General features: G+C 70.2%; 12 protein-coding genes and 1 tRNA gene. 10 read left to right on the plus strand and 3 right to left on the minus strand.

The features are described from left to right. Positions 1-98: 98 nt before the first annotated feature. The gene (locus tag JW613_RS23270; RefSeq protein ID WP_209213054.1) at positions 99-803 is read left to right on the plus strand and encodes a DegT/DnrJ/EryC1/StrS family aminotransferase; all 705 of its coding nucleotides are present in this window, start codon (positions 99-101) and stop codon (positions 801-803) included. Between the two features lie 69 nt (positions 804-872). Continuing rightward, a tRNA-Thr gene (locus tag JW613_RS23275) sits at positions 873-945 on the plus strand. Positions 946-1,020: 75 nt separating this feature from the next. Here the strand turns inward: JW613_RS23275 and JW613_RS23280 are convergent. Next, entirely contained in the window at positions 1,021-3,648 is a 2,628-nt protein-coding gene (locus tag JW613_RS23280; protein WP_209212914.1) for a SpoIIE family protein phosphatase, read from the minus strand. Positions 3,649-4,108: 460 nt separating this feature from the next. Here JW613_RS23280 and JW613_RS23285 point away from each other — a divergent pair, with 460 nt between their 5' ends. The 8 genes from JW613_RS23285 to JW613_RS23320 all read left to right on the plus strand — a co-directional run bounded on the left by JW613_RS23285 (position 4,109) and on the right by JW613_RS23320 (position 18,560). After that, a complete protein-coding gene (locus JW613_RS23285; protein WP_209212915.1) occupies positions 4,109-9,787 on the plus strand; it encodes a HAMP domain-containing protein in 5,679 nt (1,892 codons plus the stop codon). Positions 9,788-10,035: 248 nt separating this feature from the next. Further along, the gene (locus tag JW613_RS23290) at positions 10,036-10,731 is read left to right on the plus strand and encodes a response regulator (protein WP_209212916.1); all 696 of its coding nucleotides are present in this window, start codon (positions 10,036-10,038) and stop codon (positions 10,729-10,731) included. 110 nt (positions 10,732-10,841) lie between these two features. Then, the gene (locus JW613_RS23295; RefSeq protein WP_209212917.1) at positions 10,842-13,640 is read left to right on the plus strand and encodes an FtsK/SpoIIIE family DNA translocase; all 2,799 of its coding nucleotides are present in this window, start codon (positions 10,842-10,844) and stop codon (positions 13,638-13,640) included. A gap of 395 nt (positions 13,641-14,035) precedes the next feature. Continuing rightward, positions 14,036-14,839: a helix-turn-helix domain-containing protein gene (locus tag JW613_RS23300; protein ID WP_209212918.1), complete on the plus strand. Its 804-nt coding sequence runs from the start codon at positions 14,036-14,038 to the stop codon at positions 14,837-14,839. 95 nt (positions 14,840-14,934) lie between these two features. Then, positions 14,935-16,614: a 30S ribosomal protein S12 methylthiotransferase RimO gene (gene rimO, locus JW613_RS23305; RefSeq protein ID WP_245226172.1), complete on the plus strand. Its 1,680-nt coding sequence runs from the start codon at positions 14,935-14,937 to the stop codon at positions 16,612-16,614. Continuing rightward, positions 16,611-17,468: a CDP-diacylglycerol--glycerol-3-phosphate 3-phosphatidyltransferase gene (pgsA, locus tag JW613_RS23310; RefSeq protein WP_245226173.1), complete on the plus strand. Its 858-nt coding sequence runs from the start codon at positions 16,611-16,613 to the stop codon at positions 17,466-17,468. Before rimO ends, pgsA begins: the two co-directional genes overlap by 4 nt. Continuing rightward, positions 17,465-18,049, plus strand: coding sequence for a CinA family protein (locus JW613_RS23315; RefSeq protein ID WP_245226189.1), 585 nt, complete (start codon positions 17,465-17,467; stop codon positions 18,047-18,049). The genes pgsA and JW613_RS23315 overlap by 4 nt, the downstream gene beginning before the upstream one ends. Positions 18,050-18,179: 130 nt before the next feature. Then, positions 18,180-18,560: a helix-turn-helix domain-containing protein gene (locus tag JW613_RS23320; protein ID WP_019360111.1), complete on the plus strand. Its 381-nt coding sequence runs from the start codon at positions 18,180-18,182 to the stop codon at positions 18,558-18,560. 673 nt (positions 18,561-19,233) lie between these two features. On the opposite strand, the gene JW613_RS23325 is transcribed toward JW613_RS23320, so the two are convergent. Next, positions 19,234-20,028, minus strand: a complete 795-nt coding sequence (locus JW613_RS23325) for an SDR family NAD(P)-dependent oxidoreductase (protein WP_209212919.1) — start codon at positions 20,026-20,028, stop codon at positions 19,234-19,236. A gap of 33 nt (positions 20,029-20,061) precedes the next feature. Beyond that, positions 20,062-20,910, minus strand: coding sequence for an Fpg/Nei family DNA glycosylase (locus tag JW613_RS23330; protein ID WP_209212920.1), 849 nt, complete (start codon positions 20,908-20,910; stop codon positions 20,062-20,064). Positions 20,911-20,985: the final 75 nt, after the last annotated feature.

Genomic DNA, 20,985 nt, shown 5'->3' on the forward strand with positions numbered 1-20,985 from the left:
AATTCTTGAAAGTCGTGGTCCCCGGACGTCAGTTCGGGGACCACGACTTTTTTGTGTGTGGTCACCGGAAGTTCACGTTGCCTGGACATCATCCGAGCATGGGGACATCACAGTTGACCGCAGCGGGCGTCAGCGCCGGGGACGAGGTCGTCGTGCCGTCGTTCGGCGGGGCCGACGTCGCGCGGGCCGTGCGGGAGCTCGGAGCGCGGCCCGTCTTTGCCGACATAGATGCCGACACCTACTGTCTCGATCCCGCGTCCGCGGCAGGTGCGGTGACTGCGCGGACCGCGGCTATCGTGCCCGTTCACCTCTTCGGTCGTGCTGCGGACCTTGCCGCTCTGTGTGCGGCGGGGGAGCAGCTGGACGTTCCGGTCGTGGAGTGGGAGCCGCTGCCGCGTACGGATGCGATCGACGCGGTACGGCGGCGCCAGTACGCCACCTATCTGGGGCGTCGGCTCAGGGGAGTTGCTGTCCCCGTGGTCGGGGATGGCGTCGAACATGCCTGTACGGAGTATGTGGTGCGAGTGCCTGGGAACGGGCGGCCCGATCGGGACGCCTTCCGGCGGGCGCTGCGCATGAAGGGCGTTGCGTGCGACGTTCCGGTGCGGGTGCCGGCCCACCGGCTGCCGGAGTACGCGCAGCACATGGAACAGGTGACGGCTGTCCGGCTTCCGGAGGCGGAGCGTGCTGCTGATGAGTGCCTGTCGTTGCCGTTGAGTGCGGCCATGACGAAGAAGGATCTGCACCGGGTGGTGTCGGCCTGCAACGCGCTCGGTGGGCTGCTGCGGGAACGCGCCGGCTGAGTGCGGCGGGGCTCCGGCGCCAGTTCGATCCAGCGCCGTGGATCGGGTAAGATCTCTACCGCTGGCCGCGCCCCAATAGCTCAGTCGGCAGAGCGTCTCCATGGTAAGGAGAAGGTCAACGGTTCGATTCCGTTTTGGGGCTCTCCTCAAGCGAATTGAAGGCCCTCGCCCATCGGCGGGGGCCTTCTTCGTATGCGTTCTCAGCGCCGGGGCCGGATCACTGGCACTCCGGGACGCGCATGGCGAGAATGGCCATGTCGTCCGAGGGGGCGTCGCTCGCGAAGCGTTCGACAGCGCGCATGATGCGGGCCGCCACTGCACCGGCGTTGAGGCCCGTGCAGGTGCCCAGGACGTCGGCCAGGCCGTCGTCGCCGAGCATGCGGGTGCCCTCGCGGCGCTCCGTCACGCCGTCGGTCACGCACAGCAGGACGTCACCCGGGTCGAGGGAGACGGTCTGCTCGTACAGTTCCAGGTCCTCCATGACGCCGAGCAAGGGCTGGGGGTCGGCGGCCGGTTCCACGCTGCCGTCCTGACGCAGGCGCAGCGGGAGCGGGTGGCCGGCGCAGACGACCTTCAGCTCCGCGCTGCCGTCCTCCTGGGGGCGCATCTCGCCGTAGAGGAGGGTGAGGAAGCGACTGCGCGCCCCCTCGTCCAGGATGGCCGTGTTGAGGCGTTCCAGCACCGCCGGGCCGCCGAGGCCCTCGCGGGCGAGCAGGCGCAGCGCGTGGCGGGCCAGGCCGGTGACGGCAGCCGCCTCGGGACCCGTGCCGCAGACATCGCCGATGGCGAAGCCGTAGGTGCCCTCGCTGATCTCGAAGAGGTCGTAGAAGTCGCCGCCGACCTCGTTTCCCTCGCCGGCCGCGCGATAGATGACCTCGACCTCGACGCCACCTTCGACCTCGGGCGTCTCGGGCGGCAGCAGGCTGCGCTGCAGGGACTGGCTGATCGCGGTGCGCTCCGAGTAGAGACGCGCGTTGTCCAGGGCGAGCGCGGCGCGGCGGGAGAGGTCCTCGGCCAGTTCCAGGATCTCCTGCCGGAACCGTTCGTCGGTGGGCTTGCCCAGGGTGAGCATGCCGATGACGCGGTTGCGCGCGACCAGGGGCAGCACGACGGTCTCACCGCCGACAGCGGCTGCCGTGGCCAGGGTGGTGCCGGGGGACAGCTGGTGGTCCTCGCCGTCCAGCGAGACGTTGCGCAGCGAGGTGCGCATCGCCGCGGAGTGCGCGGCCTCGGTGGGGGCCGTCCACACGCGTGCTCCGGGCGTGGGGACGGGCTCGGGTGGTTCGACCTTGGCGAGCAGCGCCTTGAGGTTGTCGATGCGGTCCTCGTCCTCGTGCAGGACGTAGGAGAGCTTGGGATCCGAGCCCTGGTCGGCGACGGTGTAGACGGCGCACCAGGTGGCCAGTGTCGGCACCGTCATCTGGGCCATCAGAGCGAGGGTCTGGTCCCGGTCGAGGGTTCCGGCGAGCAGGTCGGAGGCTTCGACGAGGAAGGAGAGCGAGCCGCGGCGCAGGCGTTCCAGTTCGGTGAGGCGGGCGCGCTCGACGGCGAGGGCGATACGGTCGGCGGCGAACTGGAGGCGCAGCGCCTCCTCGTTGGTGTAGCGGCCGGCGGCCTCGGTGGCGACACCGAGCGAGCCGGTGAGCCGGCCTTCCACCTTGAGGGGGACGGTGACCACGGAGCGCATGCCTGTCCCGTCGAGGAGGGGCACGGCGCCGGGGACCACGGTGAGATCCTCGTGGACGGACGGCATCCGGGCGGAGCCGTAGCGGCCGCTGCCGGTCTCGACGGGGACGCGGGCGAACCGTTGCCGGGCCGAGGGGAGTCCGGTGGAGGCGCGGACCTCCAGCTCCGTCTCGTCGTCGGTGGCCAGCAGGAGGTACGCGGAGTCGCCGTCGAGCATGTCCCTGGCGCGTTCGACGGTGCGTTGGAGCAGGCCGTCGAGGTCGTCGGGGGCCGGGGAGCCGATGAAGACCTCGAAGGGGTCGGTGGCCGACTGCTCCTGGGAGTCGCCAGCCGTACCGGTGTTGTCGTGCGAGTGGACGCGGGGCGGGGACTGCAGGACGGCGCGTTCGTGCTCGCGCACCAGCAGGCAGACGGTGGAGGGCTCGCCGTCGCTGTCCCGTACCCGTAGGTGGGAGGCGTAGACGGGGATGGTGCGGCCGTCCGAGCCGCGCATGCCGTAGGAGCCCTCCCAGCGGGAGAGGCGCAGCGCCTCGGCGACCCCGGTGCCGGTGCCGGGGGTGTGGGGCCAGGCGGCGAAGTCGGTGAGCGGCTTGCCGATGACCTGGTCCGCGGGGTAGTCGAACAGCTCGGTGGCGTCCTCGTTCCAGGCGCTGATCGAGCCGCTGCGGTCGACCTGGACGACGGCGACGCGGACGCGGGTGTCGGTGACCGGCAGTGCGGTGTCCGGGAGGGCGGGGCCTGCCGTGCGGGTGCCGACGGGGCGCTCGGGCAGGTCCAGACGGAACCAGACGCGCTTGTCGGACGCGGTGTAGTCGACGCCCCAGCGGGTGGCCAGGGCCGAGGCGAGCAGCAGTCCGCGGCCGCCTTCGCGGTCCGGGCCGGCGGGCTGCGGGTTGACCTCCTGGAGGGGCAGCTCGCGCTCGGGGTAGCGGTCGATGACCTCGATGCGGACACCGTCCTCGTCGCGCAGGCACAGCACCTCGGCGGCGGTTCCGGCGTGCACCACGGCGTTGGTGACCAGCTCGCTGGTGAGTACGACGGCGTCGTCGACGATGTCGGACAGGCCCCAGCCCTGGAGGGTGTCGCGTACGAAGCCGCGCGCGGTGGCGACGGACCGGCCCACCGGTTCGAAGGTGGCGGCGGCTCGTGCGGTGATCACTGGTCTCCCCATGGATGTCCTGTCGGCCAGGCGCACTGGTGTGCGCTGTGCGGTCAGGGCCGTGACGGTCCCCGCCTCTTCGTTCGGGCCTTGTTGTGAGCCCACGGCGCTCGGGGGGATCCCGGTGGGAAATCCCCCGCGCTCGGCGCTCTGCTCTTGCGTCACCGCAGCGCCCCTCCGTCGCCCTTCGTACTCACACCGCTGCCCCCTGCGAAGCCCCTACCCATCGGACCCGGTCGGGCACCCCGCCGGCATGGGGGTGAACGGACAGCCGGGTGCCAGGTTACTTACGTATCCGCGACGAGTGGCTGCCGGATGCGGGTGATTTCCCTCCGGGTCCGCGAACGCAGTGCGATATGCCATGCTGCCGAACTGTTATCGCCGGGTTCGGGCAGGGTGAAACACTGGGAAGGCTCGGAGTACAGGGCCCGGGCAGGAAGGTCGACCCGCAGGAGGGGCAGTGGAGTCTGGCGCAACCGCGCGTAGCGGCAACACGCGCGTGAAGGGCGGACGGTCCCGTAGGAGTGGGACGATCGAAGTGGACGCTGCGGCCGTCAACAAGCTCCTGGCGGGGCTGACGGCGATGCGGGACGGCAACTTCCGCAAGCGGCTCACCGTGACCGGTGAGGGCCCGATGGCCGAGATCGCCGCGGTCTTCAACGAGGTCGCGGACCAGAATCTGCATCTGACGGGCGAGCTGTCCCGGGTGCGGCGGGTGGTCGGACGTGAGGGAAAACTCACAGAGCGGCTGCAGACCGGCACCTGCGAGGGTTCCTGGGCGTCGGCGATCGACGCGGCGAACGCGCTGGTGGACGATCTGGTGTGGCCCGTCTCCGAGGTGGGCAGGGTGCTGTCGGCCGTCGCCGACGGTGACCTGGAGCAGCGTATGGACCTGCGCTCCCGGGGGGCCGAGGGCGGTGGGCACCCGCTGCGCGGGGAGTTCCTGAAGGTCGGCCGTACGGTCAACGGTCTGGTGGACCAGCTTTCGGCGTTCACGGACGAGGTGACGAGAGTCGCCAGTGAGGTCGGTACCGAGGGCAAGCTGGGCGGTCAGGCACGGGTGCGCGGAATGTCCGGTTCCTGGAAGGACCTGACCGATTCCGTCAACACGATGGCGTCGCGGCTCACCGCACAGGTGAGGGACATCGCGCTGGTGACGACGGCGGTCGCCAAGGGTGATCTGTCGCGCAAGGTGACCGTCCATGTCGCCGGCGAGATGCTGGAGCTGAAGAACACCGTCAACACGATGGTCGACCAGCTCTCCTCGTTCCAGTCCGAGGTCACCCGGGTCGCCCGCGAGGTCGGTACCGAGGGCGAGCTGGGCGGTCAGGCGCGGGTACAGGGCGTCGCGGGCGTGTGGAAGGACCTGACGGACTCCGTCAACCTGATGGCGGGCAATCTGACGTCCCAGGTGCGGGAGATCGCGCAGGTGACCACGGCGGTCGCCAACGGCGACCTGTCGCAGAAGATCACCGTGAACGCGCGGGGCGAGGTGGCGCAGCTCGCCGAGACCATCAACGCGATGACGGACACGCTCCGTACGCTCGCGGACGAGGTGACGCGGGCCGCCAGCGAGGTCGGTACGGACGGTGTGCTGGGCGGCCAGGCGGTCGTCCCGGGCGCGGCCGGGATCTGGAAGGATCTGACCGACTCGGTCAACTCCGCTTTCCGTAATCTGACCGCTCAGGTGCGGGACATCGCTCAGGTGACGACGGCGGTGGCCAACGGTGATCTGTCGCAGAAGGTCACTGTGGATGTCTCCGGCGAGATGCAGGAGTTGAAGAACACCGTCAACACGATGGTGGACCAGCTGTCCGCTTTCGGTGCCGAGGTGACTCGGGTCGCCCGCGAGATCGGTGTCGAGGGCGAGCTGGGCGGTCAGGCGGCCGTGCCGGGCGCGGCCGGCACGTGGAAGGATCTGACCGACTCGGTCAACACCGCCTTCCGCAACCTGACGGGCCAGGTGCGCAACATCGCTCAGGTGACGACGGCGGTGGCCAACGGTGATCTGTCGCAGAAGGTCACTGTGGACGTCTCCGGCGAGATGCTGCAGTTGAAGAACACCGTCAACACGATGGTGGACCAGCTGTCGTCCTTCGCCGAGCAGGTGACCAGGATGGCCAGGGACGTGGGCACCGAGGGCCGGCTGGGCGGCCAGGCCCGGGTGGACGGCGTCTCGGGCACCTGGAAGGACCTGACGAACTCCGTCAACTTCATGGCCAACAACCTGACCTCTCAGGTCCGGCAGATCGCGCAGGTGACCACGGCGGTCGCCCGCGGTGACCTGTCGCAGAAGATCGAGGTCGACGCACGTGGCGAGATCCTGGAGCTGAAGAACACCATCAATACGATGGTCGACCAGCTCTCCGCCTTCGCCGACCAGGTCACCCGGGTGGCCCGGGAAGTCGGTACGGAGGGCAGGCTCGGCGGTCAGGCGCAGGTGCCGGGCGTCGCGGGCGTGTGGCGCGATCTGACCGACTCCGTGAACGGCATGGCGGGCAATCTGACCAGCCAGGTGCGCAACATCTCGCAGGTGGCGACCGCGGTCGCGCGTGGTGACCTGTCGCAGAAGATCGACGTGGACGCGCGCGGCGAGATCCTGGAGCTGAAGACCACGCTGAACACGATGGTCGACCAGCTGTCGTCGTTCGCCGAGCAGGTCACCCGGGTCGCCCGCGAGGTGGGCACGGAGGGCATCCTGGGCGGTCAGGCGGAGGTCAAGGGTGTCTCGGGCACCTGGAAGGACCTCACGCAGTCCGTGAACTTCATGGCGAACAACCTGACCAGCCAGGTGCGCAACATCGCCGAGGTCACCACGGCGGTGGCCCAGGGCGACCTGTCCAAGAAGATCACTGTCGACGCCAAGGGCGAGGTGCTCGCCCTGGTGACGACCGTCAACACCATGGTGGACACGCTCTCCTCGTTCGCCGAGCAGGTGACCCGGGTGGCTCGTGAGGTGGGCACCGAGGGGATTCTCGGCGGGCAGGCGCGGGTGCGTGACGTGTCGGGTATCTGGAAGGACCTGACCGACAACGTCAACATCATGGCCAACAACCTGACCAGTCAGGTCCGCAACATCTCCCAGGTCGCCACGGCGGTCGCCGGGGGTGACCTCACCAAGAAGGTCACCGTCGAGGCCAGTGGCGAGGTGGCGCAGCTCGCGGACACGGTCAACACGATGGTCACCACGCTCTCCTCGTTCGCGGAGCAGGTGACCCGGGTGGCGCGCGAGGTGGGCACCGACGGCGTGCTGGGCGGCCAGGCGCGCGTGCAGGGCGTCGCCGGGACGTGGAAGGACCTGACGGAGTCGGTGAACTCCATGGCGTCGAATCTGACCGGTCAGGTGCGGCAGATCGCGATGGTCACCACAGCCATCGCCAAGGGCGATCTGACCAAGAAGATCGACATCGAGGCCAACGGTGAGATCCTGCAGCTGAAGACGACCATCAACACGATGGTCGACCAGCTGTCGTCGTTCGCCGAGCAGGTCACCAGGGTGGCCCGCGAGGTGGGTACCGAGGGCCAGCTGGGCGGTCAGGCACGGGTGCCGGGCGTCGCCGGTACGTGGAAGGACCTGACCGACTCCGTCAACGAGATGGCGGGCAACCTCACCCGCCAGGTGCGGGCCATCGCCGAGGTCGCCACCGCGGTGACCCGCGGCGACCACAACGTCCGTATCGACGTGGAGGCGGCCGGGGAGATCCTGGAGCTGCAGGGCTACATCAACACGATGATCGCCAACCTGCGGGACACCACTCAGGCCAACCAGGAGCAGGACTGGCTCAAGGGCAACCTGGCACGCATCTCCGGACTGATGCAGGGCCGCCGGGACCTGCGGGACGTGGCGGGACTGATCATGAGCGAGCTGACGCCGGTGGTCTCCGCGCAGCACGGCGCGTTCTTCATCTCGCTGCCCGAAGGCACTCCCGAGGGCGCGGTGGGCGTCGGCGCCGGGCCGGGCGAGGACGGCAAGTACGAGCTGCGGATGCTGGGCAGCTACGGCTACTGCACCGACAGCATGCCCACCTCCTTCCTGCCGGGCGAGTCGCTGGTCGGTACGGCGGCCAAGGAGAAGCGCACCATCGAGATGGGCAATGTGCCGCCGGGCTATCTGAAGATCTCCTCGGGGCTCGGTGAGGCGCCGCCCGCACATCTGGTGGTGCTGCCGGTCATCTTCGAGGGCACGGTGCTCGGTGTGATCGAGCTGGCGTCCTTCCAGCCGTTCGGGCAGATCCAGAAGGACTTCCTCAACCAGATCGCCGAAATGATCGCCACGAGCGTCAACACCATCAGCGTCAACATGCGTACCGAGCGACTGCTGGAGCAGTCGCAGGAGCTGACGGCGCAGTTGAAGGAGCGCTCGGCGGAGCTGGAGAACCGGCAGAAGGCACTCCAGGAGTCCAACGCGGCGCTGGAGGAGAAGGCCGAACAGCTCGCGCAGACCAACAGCGACATCGAGATCAAGAACCGGGAGATCGAGGAGGCGCGACAGGTCCTGGAGGAGCGTGCCGAGCAGCTGTCGGTCTCGATGCGCTACAAGTCCGAGTTCCTGGCCAACATGTCGCACGAGCTGCGCACGCCGCTCAACTCGCTGCTGATCCTGGCCAAGCTGCTGGCGGACAACGCGGAGAGCAATCTGTCACCCAAGCAGGTCGAGTTCGCCGAGACGATCCACGGCGCGGGCTCCGACCTGCTGCAGCTGATCAACGACATCCTGGACCTGTCGAAGGTCGAGGCGGGCAAGATGGACGTCAGTCCGACACGGATCGCACTGGTGCAGCTGGTCGACTATGTGGAGGCCACTTTCCGGCCCCTGACGGTGGAGAAGGGACTGGACTTCTCGGTGAGCGTCTCGCCGGAGCTGCCGGCCACGCTCCACACCGACGAGCAGCGGCTGCTCCAGGTACTGCGCAACCTGCTGTCCAACGCGGTCAAGTTCACCGACAGCGGCGCTGTCGAGCTGGTGATCCGTTCGGCCCGTTCGGATGTGCCCGACGCCATCCGGGAGCAGATGCTGGAGCACGGTTCGCTGCGGGATCCGGACTCGGACCTGATCGCCTTCTCGGTGACGGACACCGGAATCGGGATCGCGCAGAGCAAGATGCGGGTCATCTTCGAGGCGTTCAAGCAGGCCGACGGCACCACGTCGCGCAAGTACGGCGGCACGGGCCTGGGGCTGTCCATCAGCCGGGAGATCGCGCGGCTGCTGGGCGGTGAGATCCACGCGGTCAGTGAGCCGGGCCGCGGTTCCACCTTCACGCTCTATCTGCCGCTGCATCCGACCGAGCTGCCTCCGCAGGGGTACGGGCAGCTGGCCTCGGGCAGCAATCCGCTGGCGCTGCCTCAGGCGCCCACGAGCGCGCCTGAGGCGTCGGCCGCCGAGCTCGGCGAGGCGGCGCAGCCGGGGCGGGCAGAGCCCGCCGAGGGGGCCGGGGCGGCGCCTGCGGCGCCCGAGCAGACCGCGGAGGAGGCGGCGCACTCGCTGGCCGACCGGCGGCGGCTGCGGGACGCCAGCGGGCAGGCGCAGCCCGAACTGCCCCCCGAGGCCCGCCCGTCGTCCCCGGCGGCCGAGAACGGCGCCGGGACCGCCAACGGGACGGCGCGGGGCAACGGCACAACCGGGCGGACGGCCGCCCCCGGCGAGCAGCAGGACGGCGCGGAGGCCGAAACCGGTGGTGGGGCCGCCGAGGCGCCCGGACAGGGCGTGGCGGCCCGAGGCGACCAGGAGGCGCCGTCCACCGGGACGGGGGACACCGGCGGCCTGGCCGGCCGCAAGGTGCTGATCGTCGACGACGACATCCGCAACGTCTTCGCGCTCACCAGCGTGCTGGAGCAGCACGGTCTGCAGGTGCTCTACGCCGAGAACGGCCGGGAGGGCATCGAGGTGCTCGAACAGCACGACGACGCCGCCGTGGTGCTGATGGACATCATGATGCCGGAGATGGACGGCTACGCGACGACGGCGGCCATCCGCAAGATGCCGCAGTTCGCCGGTCTGCCGATCATCGCACTGACCGCCAAGGCGATGAAGGGCGACCGGGAGAAGAGCATCGAGGCGGGTGCTTCCGACTATGTCACCAAGCCGGTGGATACTGATCACCTGCTGGATGTCATGAGGCGGTGGATGGATGGCGGGTGAATATGACACCGTGTCGATGAGGGCCTTATGTTGACTCAGTGTGGTCAAGCGCGTGTGGAAACGCGGTAAACCGGGAACCTTTTGGTCCCCTGGGGCGTTTCTGCTACGTGCACAGTGACAACACGGTGACAGGGTGTGGCGGACCGCAGGGTGCGGCTACCATGACCGGCACAAGGACGGGCGGCGGCGACAGGAAGCCGCTCCCAGGGGCGGCGTCCGAGAGGCTGCCGGGGCGAGGAGGACGGGCCATGGTGCAGAAGGCCAAGATCCTCCTGGTCGATGACCGGCCGGAGAATCTGCTGGCGCTGGAGGCCATTCTCTCCGCGCTCGATCAGACGCTGGTACGGGCATCGTCAGGGGAGGAAGCGCTCAAAGCGCTGCTGACCGACGACTTCGCGGTCATTCTGCTGGATGTCCAGATGCCAGGTATGGACGGCTTCGAGACAGCCGCCCACATCAAGCGGCGTGAGCGCACCCGCGACATCCCGATCATCTTCCTCACGGCCATCAACCACGGTCCGCACCACACCTTCCGCGGCTACGCGGCCGGTGCGGTCGACTACATCTCCAAGCCGTTCGACCCCTGGGTGCTGCGGGCGAAGGTCTCGGTCTTCGTCGACCTCTACATGAAGAACGTGCAGCTGCGTGAGCAGGCGTCGCTGCTGCGGCTCCAGTTGGAGGGCAACGGCGGCGAGCGGCACCCCGGCGCGGGCGAGGACAGCGAGGAGGCGCAGGGCCTGCTGGTCGAACTGTCCGCGCGGCTGGCGGCCGTCGAGGAGCAGGCCGAGGCGCTCACCAAGCAGCTGGGCGACTCGGCGGACGCCGCCACGGCAGCTACAGCCGCCCATCTGGAGCGCAAACTGGCCGGGTTGCGCAGCGCACTTGACGCGCTGGGGCCCGGCACGGACGGCGACCCTTCGGCCCAGGTGCCCTCCCAGAACTGACCGCCTCCCCGCCGTGTCTGACGCCGGCTCGGGAACAGGCGCCCCCGTGAGCGCATGCGGCCCCCCGGTCATCCGTGCCTCGGATGCCCGGCCCAGGTAACCTCACACCTATGGCCTCACGCGCGTCGGGAACAGGAAAGGCTGCCAAGAAAGCACCCGCCAAAAAGGCTGCCCCGAAAGCCGCGAAGGCGGCCCCGGCGAAGAAGGCGCCGCCCAAGAAGGCACCCGCCAAGAAGGCCGCGGCCAAGGGCGGCAAGGGCAAGGCCCAGGCGCCGTCCCCCACCAGCGGTGTGCTCAAGGTGCTGAAGGCTTGCTGGCTCGGCCTTGCGCACGCCGTCGGCGCGGTCCTTCGCGGGATAGGGCGCAGCGGCAAGGCGCTGGATCCGGCGCACCGCAAGGACGGCCTCGCGCTGCTGCTGCTGGGGCTGGCGCTGATCGTCGCCGCGGGCACCTGGTCGAATCTGCAGGGTCCGGTCGGCGACCTGGTGGAGATGCTGGTGACCGGCGCCTTCGGCAGGCTGGATCTGCTGGTGCCGATACTGCTCGCCGTCATCTCCGTGCGGCTGATCCGCCATCCGGAGAAGCCGGAGGCCAACGGTCGTATCGTGATCGGGCTTTCGGCGCTCCTGGTCGGGGTGCTCGGGCTCGTCCACATCGGCTGCGGGGCGCCCGGCAGAGGCGAGGGCGACGACGCGCTGCGGGACGCGGGCGGCCTGGTCGGTTGGGGCGTCTCCCGGCCGCTGATCTTCACCGTGGGCGAGATGCTGGCGGTGGCGCTGCTGGCTCTCGTCACCGTCTTCGGGCTGCTGGTCGTGACGGCCACACCGGTCAACGCCATCCCGCAGCGGCTGCGGGCGGCCGGGATCCGGCTCGGCATCATCCAGCCGGTGGCCGGCTACGACTACGACGTCGAGCCGGACGAGGAGGAGCCGGCCGCGGCGCGTCGTGCGCACAGCATGCGCAAGGAACAGATCGCGCCGGCACTCGCCGAGAAGGAAGCCCTCGACCGCCGTCGCCGCGCCGGCCGGCAGGGCAGGCGGGCGGCCGGTAGGCAGGAGCCGCTGCCCGGGGACGGTGTCGCCTCCGGCGCGAGCGCCGGGGAGACCGAGCGGACGCTGGACGCGTTCGACGTGGCCGCCGCTGCCGCAGCCTCGCTGGACGGAGCCGTGGTCAACGGCATCCAGCCTTCGCCGGTGGTCGCCGATCTGACCAGTTCGGTTGCCAAGTCCCGCGGCCGGAAGCGTCAGGACGGTGGTGCCGACTCCGCCGTGCCGGGCGCCCGGAGCAGGGGCGGAGCCGGCGGCGGGAGCGCCTCTGCCGCCGGCCACTCCGACGACGAGCGCACCGAGCGGACCCCGGTGCCGGACCTGACCAGGGCACCGGCGCCGCCGGAGCCGGCCGAACTGCCTCCGCGTGCCGAACAGCTCCAGCTGGCGGGGGACATCACCTACGCGCTGCCGTCCCTGGACCTGCTGGAGCGCGGTGGGCCGGGTCGGTCCCGCAGCGCCGCCAACGACCAGGTGGTGCGGTCGCTGACCACCGTGTTCACCGAGTTCAAGGTGGACGCCGCCGTCACCGGCTTCACCCGTGGCCCGACCGTCACCCGGTACGAGATCGAGCTCGGCCCCGGGGTGAAGGTCGAGAAGATCACCGCGCTGGCCAAGAACATCGCCTACGCCGTCGCCAGCCCCGACGTACGCATCATCAACCCGATCCCCGGCAAGTCCGCGGTGGGCATCGAGATCCCCAACAGCGACCGCGAGATGGTCAACCTCGGCGATGTGCTGCGCTCCGCCGAGGCCGCGGGCGAGGAGCATCCGCTGCTGGTCGGGCTCGGCAAGGACGTCGAGGGCGGCTATGTCTCGGCCAACCTGGCGAAGATGCCGCACATCCTGGTCGCGGGCGCCACCGGCTCGGGCAAGTCCTCCTGCATCAACTGCCTCATCACTTCGGTGATGGCCCGGGCCACCCCGGAGGATGTGCGGATGGTCCTCGTGGACCCCAAGCGCGTCGAGCTGACCGCCTACGAGGGCATCCCGCACCTGATCACGCCGATCATCACCAACCCGAAGAAGGCCGCGGAAGCACTCCAGTGGGTCGTCCGCGAGATGGACCTGCGCTACGACGATCTGGCGGCGTTCGGCTTCCGCCACATCGACGACTTCAACGAGGCGGTGCGGGCCGGCCGGGTCTCGGCGCCGGAGGGCAGCGAGCGGGAACTGACGCCGTACCCCTATCTGCTGGTGATCGTGGACGAGCTGGCGGATCTGATGATGGTGGCGCCGCGCGACGTGGAGGACGCGATCGTGCGGATCACCCAGCTGGCGCGAGCCGCGGGCATTCATCTGGTGCTGGCCACCCAGCGGCCCTCGGTCGATGTCGTCACCGGCCTCATCAAGGCGAACGTCCCCTCCCGGCTCGGCTTTTCCACCTCCTCCCTCGCCGACAGCCGCGTCATCCTCGATCAGGGAGGCGCCGAGAAGCTGATCGGCAAGGGCGACGGGCTGTTCCTGCCGATGGGCGCCAGCAAGCCGACCCGGATGCAGGGCGCCTACGTCAACGAGCGGGAGGTCCAGGCGGTCGTCGAGCACTGCAAGGCGCAGATGACGCCCGTCTTCCGGGAGGACGTCACCGGCGGCCAGAGCAAGAAGAAGGAGATCGACGAGGAGATCGGCGACGACATGGATCTGCTCTGCCAGGCGGCGGAGCTGGTCGTGTCCACCCAGTTCGGCTCCACCTCGATGCTCCAACGCAAGCTGCGGGTGGGTTTCGCCAAGGCCGGCCGGCTGATGGACCTCATGGAGTCGCGGGGCGTGGTGGGTCCGAGCGAGGGCTCCAAGGCGCGGGACGTACTGGTCAAGCCCGAGGAACTGGACGGGGTGCTCACGGCCATCCGGGGCGGCGAGTAGGGCCTGCCGCGGCGGCCTGCGGACACACGGCAGCACGGGCGGTACGGGCAGGCGGTACGGGCAGAACGGGTGGCGCTGGCGGCGCGCCGGGCGTCCGGCGCCACGGGCGGCCCACCCGGCACCGGAATACCCGTGCGGCACCCGCCGCACGGCGGGCACAGCTCACTCGAAAGGGCGAGCGAGGCAACCGTTTCCGTGGTGTATACGTCAAGTTGAGGGAAGGGACGGTTCAGGCGTCGGCGCACCCCGTGCGCGCGGGCGCCATCCGGCGCAGCTCGGTCATACGTACGCCATACATATGGCGTACAAAGTTGCTCCGCCCGCTTGCCCCACCCTTTTGCCCCGCCCCTAGACTGAACCTCCAGCAGGTGGCTACACGCTCGAAAGGCGCCCCCGTGTCCATCGGCAACTCCCCGGAAGAGGACCGGCCCCCGGTCGGTCGAGCCCTCCAGCAGGCCCGAATCGACGCACGGTTGTCCGTGGAGGAGATCAGTACCTCCACGCGGGTGCGAGTCCCGATCGTGCAGGCGATCGAGCAGGACGACTACTCCCGGTGCGGCGGGGACGTGTACGCGCGCGGCCACATCCGCACCCTCGCCCGCGCCGTCGGGCTGGACGGCGACGCCCTGGTCGCACAGTACGACGAGGAACACGGCGGCCGTCCCGAGCCCACCGCGCCCGCCACGCTGTTCGAGGCCGAGCGCATCCGTCCCGAGCCGCGCCGGCCCAACTGGACCGCGGCCATGGTCGCGGCCATCGTCGCGGTGATCGGATTCGTCGGCTTCACCCTGGTCAGCGGAGGCGGCGAGGAATCCGGCAAGCAGGCCGCCGAGGAGGCGCCGTCACCGACCCCCTCCAAGGGAGCGTCCGAGGATCCGGCCCCCTCCAAGTCGAGCGATCCCAAGCCCTCCGAGAGCGCCATCGCGGGAGCACCCGCCGACAAGGTCACCGTGCGGATGACCGCGGAGAACGGCAGCAGCTGGGTTTCCGCCAAGGACCACAACGGGCGGCTGGTCCACGAAGGAGTGCTCAAGGAGGGTCAGTCGAAGACTCTCACCGACGACAAACGGCTCGACCTGGTGCTCGGTAACGCGGGCGGTGTGAAGCTCTACGTCAACGGTAAGCAGGTCAAACACGCGGGCGAGGTCGGCCAGGTGCAGCGGCTCAGCTACACCCGCGGCGACCCCGAGGCCGGCTGACCGGTTCACGGGTGACCGGATCCGCCCGGCGCGGTGAGCTGCGCGGCCGCAACCTGGCGGCGGGTGGTGCCTACCGGACGAAGTAGGCTGAGCCCATGCCCGAACGCCGTACCGTCGCCCTTGTCACTCTCGGTTGCGCACGTAACGAGGTGGACTCGGAAGAGCTCGCAGGCCGCCTGGCGGCGGATGGCTGGGATCTCGTCGAGGACGCCACCGATGCCGATGTCGCCGTCGTCAACACCTGCGGCTTCGTCGAGGCCGCCAAGAAGGACTCCGTCGACGCGCTGCTGGAGGCCAACGATCTCAAGAGCGCGGCCCGCGAGGGCGAGGGCAGAACCCAGGCCGTGGTGGCCGTCGGCTGTATGGCCGAGCGGTACGGCAAGGAGCTCGCCGACGCGCTCCCCGAGGCGGACGGGGTGCTCGGGTTCGACGACTACGCGGACATCTCCGACCGGCTCCAAACCATTCTGAGCGGGGGTGTGCACGCACCGCACGTCCCCCGCGACCGGCGCAAGCTGCTGCCCGTGAGCCCCGCCGAGCGCCAGGGCGCCGCTGTCGCACTGCCCGGGCACGGAGCTGCAGAGACCGCCGGGGCGCCGGACGCGCCTGGGGCGTCGAGTTCTCCTGGGGCGCAGGAGCCCGCCGAGGCGGCCGAGTCCGCGCCCGCCGACCTGCCCGAGGGCGTCGCGCCCGCCTCGGGGCCGCGCGCGCCCCTGCGGCGGCGGCTGGGCAGCAGCCCCGTCGCCTCCGTCAAGCTCGCCTCCGGCTGCGACCGGCGCTGCTCCTTCTGCGCCATCCCCTCCTTCCGCGGCTCCTTCATCTCCCGGCGCCCCGCCGACGTGCTCACCGAGACCCGCTGGCTGGCCGAGCAGGGCGTACGCGAGGTCATGCTCGTCTCGGAGAACAACACCTCCTACGGCAAGGACCTGGGCGACATCAGGCTGCTGGAGACGCTGCTGCCCGAGCTGGCCGCCGTCGACGGCATCGAGCGGGTGCGGGTGAGCTACCTCCAGCCCGCCGAGATGCGCCCGGGGCTGATCGACGTCCTCACCGGCACCGAGAAGGTCGCGCCGTACTTCGACCTGTCCTTCCAGCACTCGGCGCCGGGCGTGCTGCGTGCCATGCGGCGCTTCGGTGACACCGACCGCTTCCTCGGGCTGCTGGAGGAGATCCGCAAGCGTGCGCCGCAGGCCGGCGTGCGGTCCAACTTCATCGTCGGCTTCCCCGGCGAGAGCGAGCAGGACCTGGCCGAGCTGGAGCGCTTCTTGACGGCCGCCCGCCTCGACGCAATCGGTGTGTTCGGATACTCGGACGAGGACGGCACCGAGGCGGCCGGATACGCGGACAAGGTGCCCGCCGACGAGGTCGCCGAGCGCCTCGCACACATGTCCAGGCTCGCCGAGGAGCTGACCTCCCAGCGCGCCGAGGAGCGTGTGGGGGAGACCGTGCGGGTACTGGTCGAGGCCGTGGACGAGGAAGAGGGCCCCCTGGGGCGCGGTGCGCACCAGGCGCCGGAGACCGACGGCCAGGTGCGGCTGGTACGGCCGGCGGCGTCCGGACCGGCGCCGGACGCGGACCAGGCCCTGAGGGTGGGCCGGATGGTCGAGGCGCGGGTCGTCGCGGCCGAGGGCGTCGACCTGGTCGCGGAGCCGCAGTCGCCGGTGGCCGCCGCGGCGGGGCACGGTGCGGTTCCGGCCACCCGTGCCGCCGCGGCGCGTGTGGTCGGCAGCGCCGACGACAGGCCTCGTGAGGTGAGCGGGGAGGCGGGCAGATGACCGGAGTCCCGGCTTCCGCGGCACGGCGTGGCGCCGTCCCGAAACCGAAGGCGGCGAGCACCGTACGCCCTGTGAGCCTGTGGAACATCGCGAACATCCTGACGATGGTGCGACTGCTGCTCGTGCCGGCGTTCGTGCTGCTCATGGTGGCGGAGGACGGACACGATCCGGCCTGGCGCTCGTTCGCCTGGGCGGCGTTCACCGTCGCCATGATCACCGACCTGTTCGACGGGGAGCTGGCCCGCCGGTACGACCTCGTCACCGACTTCGGCAAGATCGCCGACCCCATAGCCGACAAGGCGATCATGGGGGCCGCGCTGATCTGTCTCTCCGCCCTGTCCGACCTGCCCTGGTGGGTCACAGGCGTGATCCTCTTCCGCGAGCTGGGCATCACGCTGCTGCGCTTCTGGGTGATCAGACATGGAGTGATTCCGGCCAGCCGCGGCGGGAAGCTCAAAACGCTCGCCCAAGGCGTTGCCGTCGGGATGTACGTCCTGGCGCTGACCGGTCCGCTGGCGACGGCGCGGTGGTGGGCAATGGCGGTAGCTGTGGTGCTGACCGTCGTCACCGGGCTCGACTACGTACGCCAAGCCGTGGTGCTGCGCCGGGCCGGGCTGGCGGCCGAGAAGGCCACGCCCACGTCGAAGGCCGCGCCCACGTCGTCCGGTACAACCTCCCGGACCCCCTCGTCGGCCTCGTCGGCCCCGGCCGCCTCCGGGCGTGACGGTGGAAGGGACGGCGAAAGGGACGGTGACGGTGAGGGGGATAACGCCGGGCCCGCAGGGAACACGGGGAATTCAGGAAGCGCTGAGAACGCTGGAAACAAGCGGAAGGCGGGGGGTGAAGGGTCCTGACAGATGTGGAGTCGCAGGCCGGTGGAGTGCTGGCGTTGCTCACCCAGCGAGGCCAGACGCTCGCCGTCGCCGAGTCGCTGACCGGAGGACTCGTCGCCGCTGAGATCACAGCCGTCCCAGGCGCCTCAGGAGCCTTCCGTGGTTCCGTGACGGCGTACGCTTCCGCGCTCAAGAGGGATGTACTCGGCGTGGACGGGGCACTCCTTGAGGAGCGGGGTGCTGTGGACCCCGAGATCGCGCGCCGGATGGCGCGGGGCGTACGCACCGCGCTGGGCGCCGACTGGGGCCTCGCGACAACGGGTGTGGCCGGGCCCGAGCCCCAGGACGGACAACCGGTCGGAACGGTGTACGTCGCTGTCGTCGGCCCCACGACAGAGGCAGTGGAGAGACTGCGGCTCGAAGGGAGCCGGAGCGGCGATCGAGCCGGTGACACTGGTGAGGAAGCCGGGGAACGTGTGCGTGCCGGTATCCGTACGGAGAGTGTTCGAGGAGCGCTGGAGCTGCTCTACAAGGAACTGATCGAAAATGCTGGAGGGCAGGATAGAGAACAGACCGGGGGGAATGGATGTTTGCAGCCCTGAGTGAACACGACATCGCTCCCCGCACGGCTGCCTGCCAAGGCGGTACGGTGGAGCCTGAAGGAGTCGGGGCCAACTGGCCGTCCCGATACAGGCTGTGGAAGACGCCGCGCGTTGAGAGGGAGGAGCACCGATGATTCTGCTCCGTCGCCTGTTGGGTGACGTGCTGCGTCGGCAGCGCCAACGCCAGGGTCGTACCCTGCGCGAAGTCTCTTCGTCCGCCAGGGTCTCGCTCGGTTACCTCTCCGAGGTGGAGCGCGGCCAGAAGGAAGCCTCGTCCGAACTGCTCTCATCGATCTGTGATGCGCTCGATGTGCGGATGTCGGAGCTGATGCGGGAGGTCAGCGACGAGCTGGCACTCGCTGAGCTGGCCGAGTCCGCGGCGAGCGACGCTGTGCCCGCGCCCATGCGGCCGGTGCTCAACCCGCTGTCCGTCACCTCGGTCACCGGAGTGCCCGAGGAGCGTGTCACGATCAAGGCGCCGACGGAGGCCGTGGACGTGGTGGCGGCCTGACCGCCGTACGGCAGTCCGTGACCGTAGCTGCGGGCCGACCTTGTTCCCGCCGTCGAGGCCGGGGCACGGTAGGCGTGTGAGACGTGGAACGACAGGCTCCGCCGGGAGGACACCGGCGGAGCCTTCGCGCGTCCACAGACGATCGAGCGGGCCCTGCCTGAGGCCCTCTGCGGGCGCACCTTGGGGCGCCTTCCGAGGGACGGGGCGAGCGTTCGTAGGTGCACGCCCCAAGTCATTCGCGAGCGCCTACGTGGCGGAGGGGCGTGCCGCACGTGAACGCACGCGGACTGCTCGTCGCACTGTGTGACCTACTTTCCGTGGTCGCGCGGTTGCCCGGAGTGCGGGACCATGGCTGTGTTCTCGACTTCGTCGACGGTCTTGTGTCCTTGCCGTGTCCGGCGCTCCCGCCGGGCCGGGCGGACCGGCACCGTCGCGGGAGGTGGCGGCATGACGGCTGTGAGGCCCTTGCTGCTGTGCCGCTGGATGCTCGGCAGCGCCTGCGCCGTCGGCTGGCTGTGCGCGATATGGCGGGTGGCTGTCGGGGAGGGCGGCCCGATAGAAGCTTCGGTGACGGCTGGGGGATGGGGGCTGAGTGTACTGCCCGTGCATGTGGCGCAGGGCGGCGCACGACAGGGAGTGCGGGGGGCGGCCGGGGGCAGCACCCGGAGGGGGACTACCACGGCATCGCGACGCCGCCGTTGGGGCGCAGGATCTGTCCCGTCGTGAAGGATGAGGCGTCCGAGACCAGATGCAGCACGGTGTGCGCGACCTCCTGGGCCTCACCGACCCGTCCCAGCGGCGACATCCTCGCCAGCGCCTCCTCGGCCCGCTGCTGGTCGGCGGGGTCGTCCCGCTCCGTCATGGGTGTACGCACCCAGCCGGGTGCCACCGCGTTGACCCGGATGCCGTGCTCGCCGACCTCGGTGGCGAGAGTCCTGGTGAGCTGGACGACGGCGGCTTTGGCGGCGCCGTAGCACAGCAGCCCGGCGGCGCCGGTGTCCACCGCGCCGGAGGCCATGGTCACCAGGGCGCCCCGGGTGCCGGTCCCGATCATGCTGCGGGCCGCTTCCTGGCAGGTGTACAGGACTCCTTTGAAGTTGACGGCGAGGACGCGGTCCAGATCGGTGTCCTGGGTGTCCAGCACAGAGCTGCGGTGCATGACTCCGGCGATGGCCGCCGCGATGTCGAGACTGCCGCCTGTGCGTACCGCCGCCGCGACGGCGCTGGTGAGTGCCGCGCGGTCGGTCACGTCGAGCAGGTGCGCCCAGGTGTCGCCGCCGGCTTGCGCGATCAGCTCCGTCGTGCGTGCCAGGCCCTGCTCGTCCTGGTCCGCGCAGTGCACGGCGGCGCCCGCCCGGGCGAGCAGCACGGCGGTCGCGCGGCCGATCCCGCCGGCGGCGCCGGTCACCAGGGCGGTCCGGCCGGTCAGGTCGTACGCCGGGAGGTTGCCGTACGCCGGGAGGCTCATGGACAACGACGCTACGGAGAACCTGACGGTCCGTCAATTGGTCGAGCGGCTACCGGCGCTGTCGGCCTCCGCGGGCGGTGGTGGCTGGCAGTGCGGGCAGTACCAGACGGTGCGCGGGCGCTCCGGCGGCCCGTGGGAACCGGTGCGGATGGGAGTGCCGCAGCGCAAGCAGGGGCGGTTCTCCCGGCCGTAGACGGCCAGGTTGCGATCGGGGCGCGGACTGTTGGTCGTACGGCGGCGGACGCTGTCCTTGTTGGCCTCCAACAGCCGCTTGGCCGCCCTGAGCAGGCGCGCCGGCAGCGGCGGCGTCAGCGAACCCACCGGAGTCCAGGGGGAGGTGCGAGCGAGGAAGCACAACTCCGCCGCGTACACGTTGCCGATCCCCGCCAGGTTGCGCTGGTCCAGCAGCGCCTCGACCAGCGGTCGCGCCGGGTCGTGGAGCAGGCGCCGCTCCGCTTCGGCCGCGTCCCAGTCGGGGCCCAGCAGATCCGGTCCCAGGTGGCCGACGACCGAGAACTCCTCCGCCGTGCGCAGCAGTTCCAGCACCGGGAGCCGGATCCCGGCCGCGGTTCGCTCCCCGGTCACCAGCAGCGCGCGGATCTGATGGGCAGGCCCGAAACCGCGTGCAGGGCTGCTGTTGTCCGCGGGATTGCCCTTCACCCGCCAGGCGCCCTCCATGCCCAGATGCGAGTGCACCGTCAGGCCGCCTTCGACGCGCATCAGCAGATGCTTGCCGCGCGGGGTGACGTCCAGGAGCGTGCGGCCGGACAGATCGACGGTCGCCAGCCGGGGTACCCGGAAATCCGTACGGGTCAGCACCTGCCCGGCCAGCGCGGAGTGCAGGGCGTGCGCCGTGCGCCAGACGGTGTCTCCCTCGGGCATCCGACCGCCACCTCTTCAGTGATCTTCCGGCATCCAGCGGGCATCCCGCGCCATCACCGGCTCCTTGAGGACATA

The organism is Streptomyces smyrnaeus (assembly GCF_017676345.1).
Taxonomy (GTDB): domain Bacteria; phylum Actinomycetota; class Actinomycetes; order Streptomycetales; family Streptomycetaceae; genus Streptomyces; species Streptomyces smyrnaeus.

Excerpts from the sequence above, each read along its gene's own strand:
- rimO (WP_245226172.1), top strand. The coding sequence starts at position 14,935 with ATGCCCGAACGCCGTACCGTCGCCCTTGTCACTCTCGGTTGCGCACGT.
- JW613_RS23325 (WP_209212919.1), bottom strand. The coding sequence starts at position 20,028 with ATGAGCCTCCCGGCGTACGGCAACCTCCCGGCGTACGACCTGACCGGC.
- JW613_RS23270 (WP_209213054.1), top strand. The coding sequence starts at position 99 with ATGGGGACATCACAGTTGACCGCAGCGGGCGTCAGCGCCGGGGACGAG.
- pgsA (WP_245226173.1), top strand. The coding sequence starts at position 16,611 with ATGACCGGAGTCCCGGCTTCCGCGGCACGGCGTGGCGCCGTCCCGAAA.
- JW613_RS23330 (WP_209212920.1), bottom strand. The coding sequence starts at position 20,910 with ATGCCCGAGGGAGACACCGTCTGGCGCACGGCGCACGCCCTGCACTCC.
- JW613_RS23290 (WP_209212916.1), top strand. The coding sequence starts at position 10,036 with ATGGTGCAGAAGGCCAAGATCCTCCTGGTCGATGACCGGCCGGAGAAT.
- JW613_RS23295 (WP_209212917.1), top strand. The coding sequence starts at position 10,842 with ATGGCCTCACGCGCGTCGGGAACAGGAAAGGCTGCCAAGAAAGCACCC.
- JW613_RS23320 (WP_019360111.1), top strand. The coding sequence starts at position 18,180 with ATGATTCTGCTCCGTCGCCTGTTGGGTGACGTGCTGCGTCGGCAGCGC.